This is a genomic window from Bartonella sp. MR63HLJHH, from assembly GCF_042194155.1.
GTDB classification, from domain to species: domain Bacteria; phylum Pseudomonadota; class Alphaproteobacteria; order Rhizobiales; family Rhizobiaceae; genus Bartonella; species Bartonella grahamii.
Genome location: NZ_JBHIMN010000007.1, coordinates 124,023 through 138,531, shown reverse-complemented (window position 1 = coordinate 138,531; position 14,509 = coordinate 124,023). Strand labels below are relative to the sequence as shown.

Here is a 14,509-nt window from a genome sequence, read left to right as displayed (position 1 = left end):
GTTTTGCTATTCGTGAAGGTGGTCGTACTGTTGGTGCCGGTATCGTCTCTAAGATCATTGAATAAATAATGCTTGTTGAGTGCTTTCATTATTGAAGGCACTTTGTATAACAGGGAAATAAAGAGCATGAACAGTCAAAATATTCGCATTCGCTTAAAAGCGTTTGATCATAGAATTCTTGATACGTCGACGCGTGAGATTGTATCGACTGCTAAACGTACCGGTGCAAATGTCCGTGGTCCCATTCCGCTTCCGACGCGGATTGAGAAGTTTACGGTCAATCGTGGACCGCATATCGATAAGAAGAGTCGTGAGCAGTTTGAGATGCGAACACATAAGCGTCTTCTTGATATTGTTGATCCAACGCCGCAAACAGTGGATGCGCTTATGAAGCTCGATCTTTCTGCTGGTGTGGATGTAGAAATTAAGCTCTGAGGTTTGAGGACAGAAGGAACAGACCCGATGCGTTCAGGTGTAATAGCACAGAAGCTGGGCATGACCCGTATTTATAATGATGCTGGTGAGCATGTGCCGGTGACCGTACTTCGTTTGGAGAATTGTCAAGTCGTTGCTCAGCGTACAGTTGAAAAGAATGGTTATACTGCTGTTCAATTAGGTGTAGGCTTTGCTAAGGTTAAGAATACTTCACAAGCTCTTCGTGGACATTTTGCTAAGGCTTCTGTTGAGCCTAAAGCTAAAATAGCAGAGTTTCGTGTAAGTCCCGACAATCTTCTTGATGTTGGTACTGAGATTACGGTGGAACATTTTGTTCCAGGACAAAGAGTTGATGTGACTGGTACCAGTATTGGTAAGGGGTTTGCTGGTGTTATGAAACGGCATAACTTTGGTGGGCATCGTGCTTCCCATGGTAATTCGATTACACATCGTGCTCATGGTTCTACAGGGCAGTGTCAAGATCCTGGTAAAGTTTTTAAAGGTAAAAAAATGGCTGGCCATATGGGGCAAGTGCGTGTAACAACACAGAATATTGAAGTTATTTCCACGGATAGTGAACGTGGTTTAATTTTAGTGCGTGGTGCTGTTTCTGGTTCTAAAGGTTCTTGGATTTTGGTACGGGATGCTGTGAAGAAGCCTCTTCCTGATAATGCTCCAAAGCCTGCTGGTATTCGCCGTCTTGTGAAGGAGAAAACGGAAATGGTTACTCCGGTGACGGAAACCTCTGAAGTTGAGGGAGCCTAATAATGGATCTTGTAATTAAAACTCTTGATGGTAATGAAGCTGGCAAATTAAAGGTTTCTGAAGCTATTTTTGATCTTGTTCCACGTGAGGATATTTTGCAACGTGTTGTTCGTTGGCAGCTTGCACGTCGTCAGCAGGGGAGTCATCAATCCCAAGGTCGTTCTGATGTGTCGCGAACAGGGGCAAAAATGTTTAAGCAAAAAGGAACTGGGCGTGCTCGACATTCATCTGCCCGTGCACCGCAGTTTAGAGGTGGGGGTAAGGCACATGGACCAGTGGTTCGTAGTCATGCGCATGATCTTCCTAAAAAGATTCGTGCTCTTGGGTTACGTCTTGCTTTATCTGCAAAATTAAAAGCAAAAGACTTAATTATTGTGGATGAGTTGACTGTTAAGGATGCGAAAACGAAAATGCTTGTTTCTCATTTTTCTAAGCTTGGATTTAATAACGCTCTCTTGATTGGTGGTAAAGAGATTGATATTAACTTTTTTCGTGCAGTCTCTAATATCCCTAATATTGATATTTTGCCTATTCAGGGAATTAATGTTTATGATATTTTGCGTCGCAGCAAACTTGTTTTATCAAAGGCAGCTGTTGAGGCTCTTGAGGAGCGTTTTAAATGACAGATCTTCGCCATTATGATATAATTATTAGTCCAGTTATTACTGAAAAGTCGACTATGATTTCTGAATATAATCAAGTTGCTTTTAATGTCGCGCCGAAAGCGACGAAGCCTGAGATTAAGGCTGCTATTGAAGCGCTTTTTAGCGTAAAAGTTAAAGCAGTTAACACGATAGTCCGTAAGGGTAAAGTGAAGCGTTTCAAAGGTATAGTTGGTCGGCAAAGTGATGTCAAAAAAGCGATCGTAACTCTGGCCAATGGTCAGACTATCGACGTTTCGACAGGTCTTTAAAGAGGCTCGGAGATAGGAATAATGGCACTTAAGCAATTTAATCCAACGACACCTGGGCAGCGTCAGCTTGTTATTGTGGAACGTTCTTGTCTTTATAAGGGAAAACCTATAAAGATGTTGACTGAAGGTTTGTCTTCAAAGGGTGGACGCAATAATCGCGGTCGTGTTACTGCTCGTTTTCAGGGTGGTGGACATAAACGTAGTTATCGGTTTGTCGACTTTAAGCGTCTTAAACGTGATGTTTCGGCAAAGGTTGAGCGTTTAGAATATGATCCTAACCGTACTGCTTTTATTGCTTTAATTCGCTATGAGGACGGGCAATTGAGTTATATTCTTGCGCCACAGCGTCTTGCGGTTGGTGATTCTGTTATGGCTGGTTTAAATGTGGATGTTAAACCAGGTAATGCTATGCCTCTTGCTAATATGCCCGTAGGTACAATTATTCATAATGTTGAGATGAAGCCAGGAAAAGGGGGGCAGATTGCACGTTCAGCGGGTACTTATGCGCAGTTGGTTGGACGAGATCATGGTATGGCTATTCTTCGTTTAAATTCTGGTGAACAGCGTTTGGTTCCTAGTAGCTGTTTTGCAACTGTTGGTGCTGTTTCAAATCCTGATCATGGGAATATTAATGATGGTAAGGCAGGTCGGTCACGTTGGCGTGGTAAACGTCCACATGTTCGTGGTGTTGCTATGAACCCCGTTGATCATCCGCACGGTGGTGGTGAAGGTCGTACATCGGGGGGGCGCCATCCAGTATCTCCTTGGGGTAAGCCTACGAAAGGTAAGCGTACGCGCTCCAATAAAGCCACTGATAAATTTATTATGCGTACGCGTCATCAACGCAAGAAATGAGAAAGGTAGTCTGAAGTGGTTCGTTCAGTGTGGAAAGGTCCGTTTGTTGACGGCTATCTTCTTGGTAAAGCAGAGAAGGTACGTGCAAGTGGGCGCAATGAAGTTATAAAAATATGGAGTCGTCGCTCTACTATTTTACCGCAATTTGTTGGTTTAACTTTTGGTGTTTACAACGGTAATAAGCATATTCCTGTTTCTGTTTCTGAAGAGATGGTTGGACATAAGTTTGGTGAGTTCGCTCCTACCCGGACTTATTATGGTCATGGTGCCGATAAAAAAGCGAAGAGGAAGTAGGAATGGGAAAAGCTAAAGTTTCGCGCCAGCTTAGAGATAATGAAGCAAGAGCTGTCACGCGGACAATTCGTGTTAGTCCGCAGAAGCTTAATTTAGTTGCTGCAATGATTCGTGGTAAAAGAGTTAATGTAGCACTCGCTGATTTGATGTTTTCACGCAAGCGTATTGCTGCTACTGTGAAAAAAACGCTTGAATCAGCAATTGCAAATGCAGAGAATAACCACGATCTTGATATTGATTCGCTTATTGTGGCGGAAGCTTATGTTGGTAAGTCGATAGTGATGAAGCGCTTTCATGTTCGTGGTCGAGGGCGTGCTAGTAGAATTGAACGTCCATTTTCGCATCTTACTGTTATTGTTCGTGAAGTTACCGAAAAAGTGGAGGCCGCGTAATGGGTCAGAAGATCAATCCAATAGGACTTCGTCTTGGTGTTAATCGGACTTGGGATTCTCGTTGGTATGCTGATAGTGGTGAATATGGGCGCCTTCTTCATGAAGATTTGAAAATTCGTTCATATGTGCTGGAGGAGCTTAAACAGGCGGCTATTTCGAAGGTTGTTATTGAGCGTCCTCATAAGAAGTGTCGTATTACGATTCATTCTGCACGTCCTGGTTTGATTATTGGTAAAAAGGGTGCTGATATCGAAAAGCTTCGTCGTAAGCTCTCAGAAATGACGGATGCTGAAACTTCATTAAATATTGTGGAGATTCGTAAACCGGAGATTGATGCCACGATTATTGCGCAATCAATTGCTCAACAGTTAGAGCGTCGTGTTGCTTTTCGTCGTGCAATGAAGCGTGCTGTTCAGTCTGCTATGCGTCTTGGTGCGGAAGGTATTCGTATCAATTGTTCTGGCCGTCTTGGTGGTGCTGAAATTGCTCGTATGGAATGGTATCGTGAAGGTCGTGTTCCACTTCATACCTTGCGTTCTGATGTTGATTACGGTACAGCAGAAGCTAAGACCGCTTATGGTATTTGTGGTATTAAAGTTTGGGTCTTTAAGGGTGAGATTCTTGAGCATGATCCGATGGCTTCAGAACGTCGTGCTACGGAAGTTGATCAATCTGGTTCTTCATCGAATCGTCGCCGTGAAAATGCTTAGTTTTTGAGATTGAACTAAAATTTGGAGTAGAGAACAATGTTGCAGCCAAAGCGCACAAAGTTCCGTAAACAGTTCAAGGGCCGTATTCACGGTGTTGCGAAGGGTGGTACGGATTTGAATTTCGGTGCCTACGGTTTGAAGGCTGTTGAGCCGGAGCGGATTACTGCTCGTCAAATTGAAGCGGCGCGCCGTGCGATTACGCGTTATATGAAGCGTTCTGGTCGTGTATGGATTCGCATTTTTCCAGATCTTCCGGTTACATCTAAACCGACTGAAGTTCGTATGGGTAAAGGTAAGGGAAGTGTCGATTATTGGGCTGCACGTGTTGCTCCTGGACGCATCATGTTTGAGCTTGATGGCGTTCCTGAGGATGTTGCACGTGAAGCACTAAGATTGGGTGCTGCAAAGTTGCCTATAAAAACGCGTTTCATCCAGCGTATTGCTGAATAATGAGGTTAAGCGATGAAAGCCACAGAATTACGGGCGCAAACGCTCGACCAAATGAAAGATGAATTGGCTAAGTTAAAGAAAGAGCAATTTAATTTGCGTTTTCAAAAAGCAACAGGTCAATTAGAAAAGACTGCGCGTGTTAGACAAGTTCGTCGTGATATTGCGCGTATTAAAACTTTTCTTCGTCAAAAGGTAAGTGAAAGTAAGGTTTAAGGAAATGAGAGATGCCTAAACGCGTTTTGCAGGGTGTTGTTATTAGCGACAAAAGTGATAAGACTGTTGTTGTCAAAGTTGAGCGCCGTTATTCTCATCCGCTTCTTAAGAAGACTGTTCGGCAGTCTAAAAATTATAAAGCGCATGACGAAAACAACCAATTCAAGATTGGGGATCAAGTTTCTATTCAAGAATCTAGACCAATTTCGAAAGATAAATGTTGGATTGTTGTAAAAGACAATGTAGCGTAATGAGTTAAGTTTATTGTTTTAGAATTTAACAGTGTTTTTATCATTGATAAATTTAAAGGCGATGACTTTATCGTTATTTGGCAGGCAAATCCGAGTGTATAAAAGGTACAATCGGATATATGTGTTAAGAGAAGGTGGCCAGTCATGATTCAGATGCAAACAAACCTCGACGTTGCTGATAATTCTGGTGCTCGTCGTGTCATGTGCATCAAGGTGTTAGGCGGTTCAAAGCGGAAATATGCTTCGGTCGGTGACATTATTGTTGTTTCGGTTAAGGATGCTATTCCTCGTGGCCGTGTTAAAAAAGGTGATGTTATGAAAGCTGTTGTGGTTCGTACTGCTAAGGATATTCGTCGCGCAGATGGTAGTGTCATTCGTTTTGATAGTAATGCTGCGGTTTTAGTGGATAATAAAAAAGAGCCGATCGGTACTCGTATCTTTGGACCTGTTCCCCGCGAATTGCGTGGTAGGAATCATATGAAGATCATCTCGCTCGCTCCTGAAGTTCTGTAAGGAGTAAATGTTATGCAGAAGATTCGAAAAGGTGATAAAGTTGTTGTTTTATCCGGTAAGGATAAAGGATGTAGTGGTGAGGTAATTAAGGTTAGTCCAAAAGAGAATAAGGCTTTTGTTCGTGGGATTAATATGATTAAACGTCATCAACGTCAAACGCAGAAGCAAGAAGCTGGAATTATTTCTAAAGAAGCTCCGATTCATCTGTCTAATTTGGCGATTGCTGATCCTAAAGATGGTAAGCCTACACGTGTAGGCTTTCGTATGAATGCAGATGGTAATAAAGTGCGTTTTGCCAAGCGTTCGGGAGAGTTGATTAATGGCTGAGGAAAGACAAATACCGCGTATGAAAGCGCATTATTTTGAAGTGATTCGTAAAGCGCTTCAAGAGAAGTTTAATTACAGAAATGCGATGCAAATTCCGCGGATTGATAAAATTGTAATAAATATGGGGATAGGTGAAGCAACTGCTGATTCGAAGAAGCCTTCTCTTGCTGCTGAGGATTTAGGGCTAATAACAGGTCAGAAGGCTGTTGTTACACGTGCGCGTAATTCTATTGCGACCTTTAAGGTTCGTGAAGGAATGCCTCTTGGGGCTAAAGTTACATTGCGTAAAGATCGTATGTTTGAGTTTTTAGATCGTCTTGTTACGATTGCTCTTCCACGGGTTCGTGACTTTCGTGGTTTGAATCCAAAGAGTTTTGATGGTCGTGGCAATTTTGCTATGGGTATTAAAGAACACATTGTGTTTCCAGAAATCAACTATGATAAAGTTGATCAAATTTGGGGCATGGATATTATTGTTTGTACGACAGCAAAAACGGATGATGAAGCTCGTGAGTTATTGCGTGCTTTTAATTTTCCGTTTCGTTCGTAACGGCAGACATAGTGAGGTGAAAGTATGGCCAAAGTAAGTGCCGTTGAAAAAAATAAGCGTCGTGAGGTGATGGTAAAGCGTTATGCTGCCCGTCGTGCACGTTTGAAAGCAATAGTTATGGATCAGAAGGTTTCTCTTGAAGAACGTTTTAAAGCTTCTGTTCAGTTGGCAGAGTTGCCACGTAATTCTTCGAAAGTTCGTATTCGTAATCGCTGTGAGGTTTCAGGTCGTCCGCGGGCTTATTATCGTAAATTAAAAATGTCGCGAATTGCGTTGCGTGAGCTTGGCTCTATTGGCCATATTCCTGGTATTGTAAAGTCTAGTTGGTAAGAGGAGATTATTTAATGTCTATGTCAGATCCTCTTGGTGATATGTTAACACGTATTCGTAATGCACTTGGTCGTAAAAAAGGTAAAGTAGTTACTCCAGCTTCGAAGCTTCGTGCGCACGTTCTTGATGTTCTTCAGTCGGAAGGTTATATTCGTGGATATAATCAAATTGATTTAGGTGATGGGAAAGCTGAAATTGAAATCGAATTGAAGTATTTTGAAGGGCTGGCTGCTATTCGTGAGATTTCACGTGTATCAAAGCCAGGTCGTCGTGTGTATGTTTCTGCTAAGTCACTTCCACAGGTGGCAAATGGTCTTGGTATTTCGATTTTATCGACTCCTAAAGGCGTCATGGCAGATCATGAGGCGCGCGAACAGAATGTTGGTGGAGAACTCCTTTGTCGTGTTTTCTAAGTTATGTCAAGAAAACGGAAGAAAAAGTAGGTTAGAACAATGTCTCGTATTGGAAAGAAACCCATTTCAATTCCTTCTGGAGTTACTGCTACTGTTGAAGGTCAGCTGGTTAAGGCAAAAGGTCCAAAAGGTGAGCTGAGCTACGTCGTCAATGATGAAGTCTTAGTCAAGTTTGAGGAAAATATCATATCAGTTATGCCGCGGGATCAGTCAAAAGATGCGCGTTCTAAATGGGGTATGTCGCGCTCAATGATTGAGAACATTTTTTGTGGTGTGAAGGATGGTTTTGAAAAGAGGTTGGAGATTAATGGGGTTGGTTATCGTGCTGCTTTGCAGGGTAAGGATGTCCAACTATCTCTAGGCTTTTCCCATGATGTGGTTTATAAAGTTCCATCGGGTGTTACTGTAACTGTTCCTAAGCCGACAGAAATAGTTGTTTCTGGAATTGATAAACAGCAAGTTGGACAAGTTGCAGCGGAGATTCGTGAGTATCGTAGACCTGAGCCTTATAAAGGTAAAGGTGTTAAGCATGCAGATGAACGTATCTTCCGTAAAGAAGGTAAAAAGAAATAAGGATTTTGTATTATGGTTTCATCTAAGGACATTATCCAACGTCGTGCAAGGCGTGTTCGTCGTAGACTTAAAGTGGTTTCTCATGATCGTCCTCGGCTTAGTGTTTATCGTTCAAATCAGAACATTTATGCTCAAGTTATCGATGATTTGCGGGGATGTACACTTGTTTCAGCCTCTACTCTTGAAAGTGATTTAAAAAAGTCGTTAAAGAGTGGTGCTGATAAAAAAGCAGCTTTTGCTGTTGGTAAGTTAATTGCTGAGCGTGCGAAGCAAGCGGGTGTTAATGAAGTGGTTTTTGATCGTGGAGCGTATGTGTATCATGGTCGAGTCAAGGCTTTAGCTGAAGCTGCTCGTGAAGGTGGTTTGAATTTCTAAAATTTCTTATTTGTGAGTGAGTAAGGAGAGTTTAGAGTATTTCGTTTAAGTTCTTCCAGTTTGATGAGGGACTTTGTTATCGTGCTTCCGGAAAAGAAAAAGGAATGAGGAATGGCACAAAAAGAACGTGGTGAGAGAGAAGAACGCGATAATGAGTTTGTCGATAGGCTAGTTCATATCAATCGTGTTGCTAAAGTTGTAAAGGGTGGTCGGCGTTTTGGTTTTGCTGCTCTTGTTGTTGTTGGAGATCAAAAAGGGCGTGTAGGTTTTGGACATGGTAAAGCCCGTGAAGTTCCAGAAGCCGTTCGTAAAGCAACGGAATCTGCAAAACGTGGGATGATTTATGTTCCGCTTCGGTCTGGACGTACATTGCACCATGATCTTGAAGGGCGTCACGGAGCTGGGCGTGTTTTACTACGTTCGGCTTCTGCTGGTACTGGTATTATTGCTGGGGGACCGATGCGTGCTATTTTTGAAGCTCTTGGTATGCAGGATGTCGTTGCAAAATCATTGGGATCGTCTAATCCTTATAACATGGTTCGTGCAACATTTGATGCATTGAAACATCAAATGCATCCTAGAGATATTGCTGCTCAACGTGGTATAAAATATTCGACTTTGCAGGCGCGTCGTCGCCATTTAGTTGACCTAGAAGGATAGTTTCTGAGATTATCAGAAAAGGAATTAGGAAATGGTTCAGAAAAAATCTCAGAGTGGTAAAACTATCACGGTGGAGCAAATTGGAAGCCCTATTCGAAACTCACAGATTCAGCGTGCAACCTTAAAGGGGCTTGGACTAAATAAAATGCGTCGTCGGCGCGTTTTAGATGATACACTTTGTGTGCGGGGTATGATTGCTCAGGTTCGGCATCTTGTTCGCGTTATAGATGAAGGTTAAGGGTTGCGGGAGTATTAGATATGAAACTCAATGAACTGCGTGATTGTGAAGGCGCAACAAAAAATCGTAAGCGTGTTGGGCGTGGTATTGGTTCCGGTACGGGTAAGACTGGTGGTCGTGGTGTAAAAGGGCAAAAGTCGCGTTCTGGTGTTTCCCTTAATGGTTTTGAAGGTGGGCAAATGCCTATCTATCGTCGTTTGCCAAAACGTGGATTTAGAAATTTCTTTGCCAAAACCTACAATGAAGTTTCACTAGGACGTATTCAGTTGGCAGTTGATGCAGGTAAGTTGAATATTGAAAAGCCTGTTGATATGATTGCTTTGAAAGAAGCTGGTATTATTCGTCGTGAAAAAGATGGGGTTCGTCTTCTTTCTGATGGTGATTTGAAGGCTAAGATTACCTTTCATGTTTCTGGTGCTTCACAAGCTGCTCGTGTTAAGATTGAAAAAGTGGGTGGTCAGGTTATTTTTCCTGATATTGCTCAATAATTTTTTAATATGAGTAGAGACCTAAAGAAGAGTTACATCTGTTCTGTGGGATCTTTTGTGGAGAATTTTTTAAGTTCTGCATTTATTTGTGTATGCATATATGAATTTTAGGGTTATACTTCTGTGATTTAAAGAACTGGAGTAGTGAAGTGGAGACGTTTTATGGCATCAGCAGCAGAGCAATTTGCTTCCAATATAAACTTCGGTACCTTTTCTCGTGCAACTGAATTAAAGAAACGCATCTGGTTTACTCTGGCAGCGCTTCTTGTATATCGCTTTGGCACTTACATCTCTCTTCCAGGTATTAATATCGATGCTTTACGGCAAACATTCGAACATCACGCGTCGGGTGTATTAGGACTCTTTAATATGTTTGCTGGGGGTGCCGTTGGGCGTATGGCTATTTTTGCGCTAGGTATCATGCCTTATATATCGGCATCTATTATTGTGCAATTGTTAACATCTATTATTCCTTCTTTGGAAACTCTTAAAAAAGAAGGGGAATTAGGTCGTAAGATTATCAATCAATATACGCGTTATGTAACAGTAGTATTGGCGATTCTACAAGCTTTTGGTATTGCGGTTGCGCTTGAAAGCGGTATAGGGACGGGGCTTCAAATTGTTTTAGAACCAGGTCTTATGTTTCGTATTTCTTCTGTTATTACCCTTGTTGGCGGAACGATATTTCTCATGTGGCTTGGCGAGCAAATTACGTCACGTGGTGTTGGTAATGGGGTTTCTCTTATCATTTTTACAGGGATTGTAGCCAATTTCCCTTCTACTTTTGCTCAGCTTTTGACAGCTCATAGTCAGGCTGATTTATCAACTTTTCTTTTAATAGGAATCGTTCTTATTGCTGTTTTGGTTATTGGGCTTATTGTTTTTATAGAGCGTGCGCAACGGCGAATTCTTATCCAGTATCCAAAACGTCAGGTCGGGAATCAAATGTTTCAAGGAGATATGTCGCATCTTCCTTTAAAGTTGAATACTGCTGGTGTTATTCCACCTATTTTTGCTTCCTCTTTATTATTATTACCTGCCACTATTAATAATTTTTCTGATAAAATGCCACAATGGGTTCAGTCGATTTCTTATGCTCTTGGTCATGGACAGCCACTTTATATGATTGTTTATGCATTTTTAATGGCGTTTTTTTGCTTTTTTTATACAGCTATTGTGTTTAATCCAAGTGATACTGCAGATCAGTTGAAAAAGCATTCTGGTTTTATTCCAGGGATTCGTCCAGGTGAGCGTACAGCCGAGTATATTGATTACGTTTTGACGCGTATTACTGTTGTGGGCGCTGTTTATATTATCTTGGTTTGTTTGTTACCTGAATTTATGATATCTGCATTGCAGGTTCCTTTTTATCTTGGGGGAACATCCTTGTTGATTGTTGTTACTGTTACGCTTGATACGGTTGCTCAAATTCAGGGGTATCTTGTTGCCCACCAATATGAAGGGTTGATAAAAAAATCAAAACTTCGTGGAGGTAGAAGGAATCGATGAGAGTTATTCTTTTAGGTCCTCCTGGAGCGGGAAAAGGTACGCAAGCAAAAATGTTGACTGAGGAATATAACATTCCTCATTTATCAACAGGGGATATGTTGCGTGAGGTGATTGCCAAAGAAACGGAGATTGGTAAAAAAGCTAAAGCTATTATAAGTTCTGGTGCTTTGGTTCCTGATAATATTGTTAACCAAATCGTATCAGATCGGATTGATGAAACTGATTGTGTAAACGGTTTTGTTTTGGATGGATATCCTCGAACTGTGGGGCAGGCAGAAGCGTTACAACGGATTTTGCAGTCAAAAAATATGCGGCTTGATGCTGTTATTGAGTTGTGTGTTGATGAAGACGTGTTGATTGAACGTATGAAGAAGCGCGTTGAGGAAACAATAGCGGCTGGTGGACAGGTTCGTTTAGATGACAATCCTGTTGCTTTTACAAAAAGATTAGTAGAATATCGTGAAAAAACCGCTCCCTTATCAAAATTTTATTCAGAGAGGGGAATGTTGAGGGTCATTGATGGAATGATTGGTATTACTGAAGTGACACGCATGATTAGAGGTTTTCTTTCATGAGATTTTTTTTTAGGAATAAATGAAAAGAGTTGACTTTTGAGATGAAATCTATAACAAATAAATTTAATTTATTTTAGTGAAATAATAGGATTCGGAAGAATTTTTTTCTGAGTCTATTTTTTTCTGTAAGGTATATCAGGTATTTTATAACAATTTGTCAAAATAACTAAGGAGAGTAGGCGTGGCTCGTATTGCTGGCGTCAATATCCCGACAAATAAGCGTGTAATTATTGCGCTTCAATATATCCACGGGATTGGACCAAAATTTGCTCAAGAAATTATTGAAAGAGTTGGCATTCCCTTGGGGCGTCGTGTGCATGAGCTTTCAGATGCTGAGGTGCTGCAGATTCGTGAGGCGATAGATCAAGGCTATCAAGTTGAAGGTGATCTTCGTCGTGAGGTTGCTATGAATGTTAAACGTTTGATGGACCTTGGTTGTTATCGAGGATTGCGTCATCGCCGGTCTTTGCCTGTCCGAGGGCAGCGTACACATACAAATGCTCGTACGCGTAAAGGACCAGCTAAGGCAATTGCCGGTAAAAAGAAATAAGAGCCTTTTTGGAAGGTTTTTATATATTCTGTTTCTTGTTTGATTGTTTTGACAAGGAAAAGAAGGTGGAGCTGCTGATGTTACGGCAGTGATGAGATCGTTGAAAGGGAAATTATGGCCAAGGAAGCCACACGTGTTCGTCGTCGCGAACGTAAAAATATTTCATCGGGTGTTGTGCATATTAATTCAACATTTAATAACACAATGATTACTATTACTGATGCTCAGGGTAATGCAATTGCTTGGTCATCTGCGGGGGCTCAGGGGTTTAAAGGTGCGCGTAAATCGACACCTTTTGCTGCTCAAGTTGCTGCGGAGGATTGTGCAAGAAAAGCGCAAGAGCATGGTATGCGTTCTTTGGAAGTTGAAGTTTGTGGACCTGGATCAGGGCGTGAATCTGCTCTACGTGCATTGCAATCTGTTGGTTTTGTCATTACTTCTATTCGTGATGTAACACCAATTCCTCATAATGGATGTCGTCCGCGGAAAAGGCGGCGTGTTTAATTGGGTGTTGTTTTTTGTTGTCGGAGATTTCTCTGATGTTCACATTGGTCGTTACGATTGAATGGTAACGGAACTAAAGAACGGGAATAAAAATATGATCCAGAAAAACTGGCAGGAACTTATTAAACCCAATAAGGTTGAATCATGTGCGCATGATAATCCAAATGTTATAAGTGTGATCGCTGAACCTCTTGAGCGGGGTTTTGGCTTAACGTTAGGAAATGCACTTCGTCGCGTGTTGTTATCTTCTCTTCGTGGTGCTGCTATTACTGCTGTGCAGATTGACGGTGTCTTACATGAATTTTCATCGATTCCAGGTGTGCGTGAGGATGTTACGGATATTATTCTGAATATAAAAGAAATTGCGCTTCGTATGGAAGAAGAAGGTCCTAAACGTGTCGTTGTTTATAAAGAGGGGCCTGGTGTCGTGAAAGCGGGAGATATCAGTACCGTTGGGGATATGGAAATTCTAAATCCAGATCATGTTATTTGTACTCTTGATGAAGATGCTGAAATTCGTATGGAATTTATTGTCAACACAGGGAAGGGGTATGTTCCATCTGATCGTAATTGTGTTGATGATGCACGTATAGGACTTATTCCAATTGATAGTCTTTATTCACCAATTCGTAAAGTGTCTTATAAAGTGGAAAATACGCGTGAAGGTCAAGTTTTGGATTATGATAAATTGACCTTAACGATTGAAACGAATGGTGCGGTTAATGGAGAGGATGCTGTTGCTTTTGCAGCACGCATTCTTCAGGATCAATTATCGTTATTTATTAACTTTGAAGAGCCACAGAAGGAGCCTGTTGAAGAGGCTGATTCTGAGCTTTCTTTTAATCCTGCTCTTCTCAAAAAAGTGGATGAATTAGAACTTTCAGTTCGTTCGGCAAATTGTCTTAAGAATGATAATATTGTCTATATTGGTGATCTTATTCAAAAAACAGAATCTGAAATGCTTCGGACACCGAATTTTGGTCGCAAATCGTTGAATGAGATTAAAGAAGTTTTGGCATGTATGGGGTTACATCTTGGGATGGAAATTCCTGCGTGGCCACCTGAAAACATTGATGATCTTGCAAAACGTTATGAAGATCAATATTAAAATTAGAATTTAAGGAGAGGGCTTATGCGCCACAGTAAGTCAGGACGCAAGTTGAATCGTACTGCCAGTCACCGTAAAGCGATGTTTGCAAATATGGCAACTTCGTTGATCGAGCATGAGCAGATTGTGACAACGCTTCCAAAGGCTAAGGAAATTCGTCCTATTGTTGAAAAACTCGTTACTCTTGGTAAGCGTGGTGGTTTGCATGCACGTCGGCAAGCAATTGCAGCACTTCGTGATGCAGGAAAGGTTGCAAAATTATTTGATACGCTTGCGCCACGTTATGCATCACGCAACGGTGGATATTTGCGTATTATGAAAGCGGGGTTTCGTACCGGTGATAATGCGCCCATGGCTGTTATAGAATTTGTTGATCGTGATGTTGAAGCGAAGGGTGCTGGGGATCGTGCTCGCATGGAGGCTTCTGAGAATGAAAAGAGGACATCTTCGTAAAGTTTTTTACTCTGTTGGATTTTTAAAGGCCGCCTTGTCTTAGGCGGTTTTTTTGTGAGCATTTT

Annotated in this window: 27 protein-coding genes and 1 pseudogene; all 28 read left to right on the top strand. The window is 41.6% G+C overall.

Features of this window, described 5'->3' with window-relative positions:
* Window positions 1–65, top strand: a pseudogene (locus tag ACFIKQ_RS06335) (elongation factor Tu); the annotation flags it as partial.
* 61 nt (window positions 66–126) lie between these two features.
* Window positions 127–435: a 30S ribosomal protein S10 gene (gene rpsJ / locus ACFIKQ_RS06330; RefSeq protein WP_005773267.1), complete on the top strand. Its 309-nt coding sequence runs from the start codon at window positions 127–129 to the stop codon at window positions 433–435.
* Window positions 436–462: 27 nt separating this feature from the next.
* The gene (gene rplC, locus ACFIKQ_RS06325) at window positions 463–1,200 is read left to right on the top strand and encodes a 50S ribosomal protein L3 (RefSeq protein WP_375635841.1); all 738 of its coding nucleotides are present in this window, start codon (window positions 463–465) and stop codon (window positions 1,198–1,200) included.
* A 2-nt stretch (window positions 1,201–1,202) separates the two neighbouring features.
* The gene (rplD, locus tag ACFIKQ_RS06320; RefSeq protein ID WP_015856586.1) at window positions 1,203–1,823 is read left to right on the top strand and encodes a 50S ribosomal protein L4; all 621 of its coding nucleotides are present in this window, start codon (window positions 1,203–1,205) and stop codon (window positions 1,821–1,823) included.
* Window positions 1,820–2,113, top strand: coding sequence for a 50S ribosomal protein L23 (locus tag ACFIKQ_RS06315; RefSeq protein WP_015856585.1), 294 nt, complete (start codon window positions 1,820–1,822; stop codon window positions 2,111–2,113). The genes rplD and ACFIKQ_RS06315 overlap by 4 nt, the downstream gene beginning before the upstream one ends.
* Window positions 2,114–2,134: 21 nt before the next feature.
* On the top strand, window positions 2,135–2,968 hold the full coding sequence (gene rplB / locus ACFIKQ_RS06310) for a 50S ribosomal protein L2 (protein ID WP_273788259.1): 834 nt from the start codon (window positions 2,135–2,137) through the stop codon (window positions 2,966–2,968).
* 15 nt (window positions 2,969–2,983) lie between these two features.
* Window positions 2,984–3,262, top strand: a complete 279-nt coding sequence (gene rpsS / locus ACFIKQ_RS06305; protein WP_004855734.1) for a 30S ribosomal protein S19 — start codon at window positions 2,984–2,986, stop codon at window positions 3,260–3,262.
* Window positions 3,263–3,264: 2 nt separating this feature from the next.
* The gene (gene rplV, locus ACFIKQ_RS06300; protein WP_208439680.1) at window positions 3,265–3,654 is read left to right on the top strand and encodes a 50S ribosomal protein L22; all 390 of its coding nucleotides are present in this window, start codon (window positions 3,265–3,267) and stop codon (window positions 3,652–3,654) included.
* Window positions 3,654–4,364: a 30S ribosomal protein S3 gene (gene rpsC / locus ACFIKQ_RS06295; protein WP_015856582.1), complete on the top strand. Its 711-nt coding sequence runs from the start codon at window positions 3,654–3,656 to the stop codon at window positions 4,362–4,364. Before rplV ends, rpsC begins: the two co-directional genes overlap by 1 nt.
* A 36-nt stretch (window positions 4,365–4,400) precedes the next feature.
* Entirely contained in the window at window positions 4,401–4,814 is a 414-nt protein-coding gene (gene rplP / locus ACFIKQ_RS06290; protein ID WP_015856581.1) for a 50S ribosomal protein L16, read from the top strand.
* Window positions 4,815–4,826: 12 nt separating this feature from the next.
* A complete protein-coding gene (gene rpmC, locus ACFIKQ_RS06285; RefSeq protein WP_273788260.1) occupies window positions 4,827–5,027 on the top strand; it encodes a 50S ribosomal protein L29 in 201 nt (66 codons plus the stop codon).
* Between the two features lie 11 nt (window positions 5,028–5,038).
* Window positions 5,039–5,278 (top strand): 30S ribosomal protein S17, encoded by a 240-nt coding sequence (gene rpsQ / locus ACFIKQ_RS06280; RefSeq protein ID WP_012231991.1) that lies wholly within the window; start codon window positions 5,039–5,041, stop codon window positions 5,276–5,278.
* A gap of 144 nt (window positions 5,279–5,422) precedes the next feature.
* A complete protein-coding gene (gene rplN, locus ACFIKQ_RS06275; RefSeq protein WP_004855715.1) occupies window positions 5,423–5,791 on the top strand; it encodes a 50S ribosomal protein L14 in 369 nt (122 codons plus the stop codon).
* A gap of 12 nt (window positions 5,792–5,803) precedes the next feature.
* Window positions 5,804–6,118: a 50S ribosomal protein L24 gene (gene rplX, locus ACFIKQ_RS06270; RefSeq protein ID WP_015856579.1), complete on the top strand. Its 315-nt coding sequence runs from the start codon at window positions 5,804–5,806 to the stop codon at window positions 6,116–6,118.
* Window positions 6,111–6,668, top strand: a complete 558-nt coding sequence (gene rplE / locus ACFIKQ_RS06265; RefSeq protein ID WP_015856578.1) for a 50S ribosomal protein L5 — start codon at window positions 6,111–6,113, stop codon at window positions 6,666–6,668. The genes rplX and rplE overlap by 8 nt, the downstream gene beginning before the upstream one ends.
* 24 nt (window positions 6,669–6,692) lie before the next feature.
* Window positions 6,693–6,998: a 30S ribosomal protein S14 gene (gene rpsN, locus ACFIKQ_RS06260; RefSeq protein WP_005773283.1), complete on the top strand. Its 306-nt coding sequence runs from the start codon at window positions 6,693–6,695 to the stop codon at window positions 6,996–6,998.
* A 14-nt stretch (window positions 6,999–7,012) separates the two neighbouring features.
* On the top strand, window positions 7,013–7,411 hold the full coding sequence (gene rpsH / locus ACFIKQ_RS06255) for a 30S ribosomal protein S8 (protein ID WP_015856577.1): 399 nt from the start codon (window positions 7,013–7,015) through the stop codon (window positions 7,409–7,411).
* Window positions 7,412–7,450: 39 nt separating this feature from the next.
* The gene (gene rplF, locus ACFIKQ_RS06250) at window positions 7,451–7,984 is read left to right on the top strand and encodes a 50S ribosomal protein L6 (protein ID WP_015856576.1); all 534 of its coding nucleotides are present in this window, start codon (window positions 7,451–7,453) and stop codon (window positions 7,982–7,984) included.
* 12 nt (window positions 7,985–7,996) lie between these two features.
* Entirely contained in the window at window positions 7,997–8,359 is a 363-nt protein-coding gene (gene rplR / locus ACFIKQ_RS06245; protein ID WP_375656138.1) for a 50S ribosomal protein L18, read from the top strand.
* Between the two features lie 111 nt (window positions 8,360–8,470).
* The gene (gene rpsE, locus ACFIKQ_RS06240) at window positions 8,471–9,019 is read left to right on the top strand and encodes a 30S ribosomal protein S5 (RefSeq protein WP_015856574.1); all 549 of its coding nucleotides are present in this window, start codon (window positions 8,471–8,473) and stop codon (window positions 9,017–9,019) included.
* 31 nt (window positions 9,020–9,050) lie between these two features.
* Complete coding sequence (gene rpmD, locus ACFIKQ_RS06235; protein ID WP_015856573.1) at window positions 9,051–9,257, top strand: 50S ribosomal protein L30; 207 nt, start codon at window positions 9,051–9,053, stop codon at window positions 9,255–9,257.
* A gap of 20 nt (window positions 9,258–9,277) precedes the next feature.
* Window positions 9,278–9,745 (top strand): 50S ribosomal protein L15, encoded by a 468-nt coding sequence (gene rplO / locus ACFIKQ_RS06230; RefSeq protein WP_015856572.1) that lies wholly within the window; start codon window positions 9,278–9,280, stop codon window positions 9,743–9,745.
* A gap of 162 nt (window positions 9,746–9,907) precedes the next feature.
* On the top strand, window positions 9,908–11,254 hold the full coding sequence (gene secY / locus ACFIKQ_RS06225) for a preprotein translocase subunit SecY (RefSeq protein ID WP_375644759.1): 1,347 nt from the start codon (window positions 9,908–9,910) through the stop codon (window positions 11,252–11,254).
* Window positions 11,251–11,829, top strand: a complete 579-nt coding sequence (locus tag ACFIKQ_RS06220) for an adenylate kinase (RefSeq protein WP_375644758.1) — start codon at window positions 11,251–11,253, stop codon at window positions 11,827–11,829. Before secY ends, ACFIKQ_RS06220 begins: the two co-directional genes overlap by 4 nt.
* A gap of 181 nt (window positions 11,830–12,010) precedes the next feature.
* Window positions 12,011–12,379 carry a 30S ribosomal protein S13 gene (rpsM, locus tag ACFIKQ_RS06215; RefSeq protein WP_026500557.1) on the top strand — a complete coding sequence of 123 codons (369 nt, stop codon included), beginning with the start codon at window positions 12,011–12,013 and terminating at the stop codon, window positions 12,377–12,379.
* A 114-nt stretch (window positions 12,380–12,493) separates the two neighbouring features.
* Window positions 12,494–12,883 (top strand): 30S ribosomal protein S11, encoded by a 390-nt coding sequence (gene rpsK, locus ACFIKQ_RS06210; RefSeq protein ID WP_007347762.1) that lies wholly within the window; start codon window positions 12,494–12,496, stop codon window positions 12,881–12,883.
* Between the two features lie 94 nt (window positions 12,884–12,977).
* On the top strand, window positions 12,978–13,991 hold the full coding sequence (locus ACFIKQ_RS06205) for a DNA-directed RNA polymerase subunit alpha (protein ID WP_015856568.1): 1,014 nt from the start codon (window positions 12,978–12,980) through the stop codon (window positions 13,989–13,991).
* A 24-nt stretch (window positions 13,992–14,015) separates the two neighbouring features.
* Window positions 14,016–14,444 carry a 50S ribosomal protein L17 gene (gene rplQ / locus ACFIKQ_RS06200; RefSeq protein ID WP_273788262.1) on the top strand — a complete coding sequence of 143 codons (429 nt, stop codon included), beginning with the start codon at window positions 14,016–14,018 and terminating at the stop codon, window positions 14,442–14,444.
* Window positions 14,445–14,509: the final 65 nt, after the last annotated feature.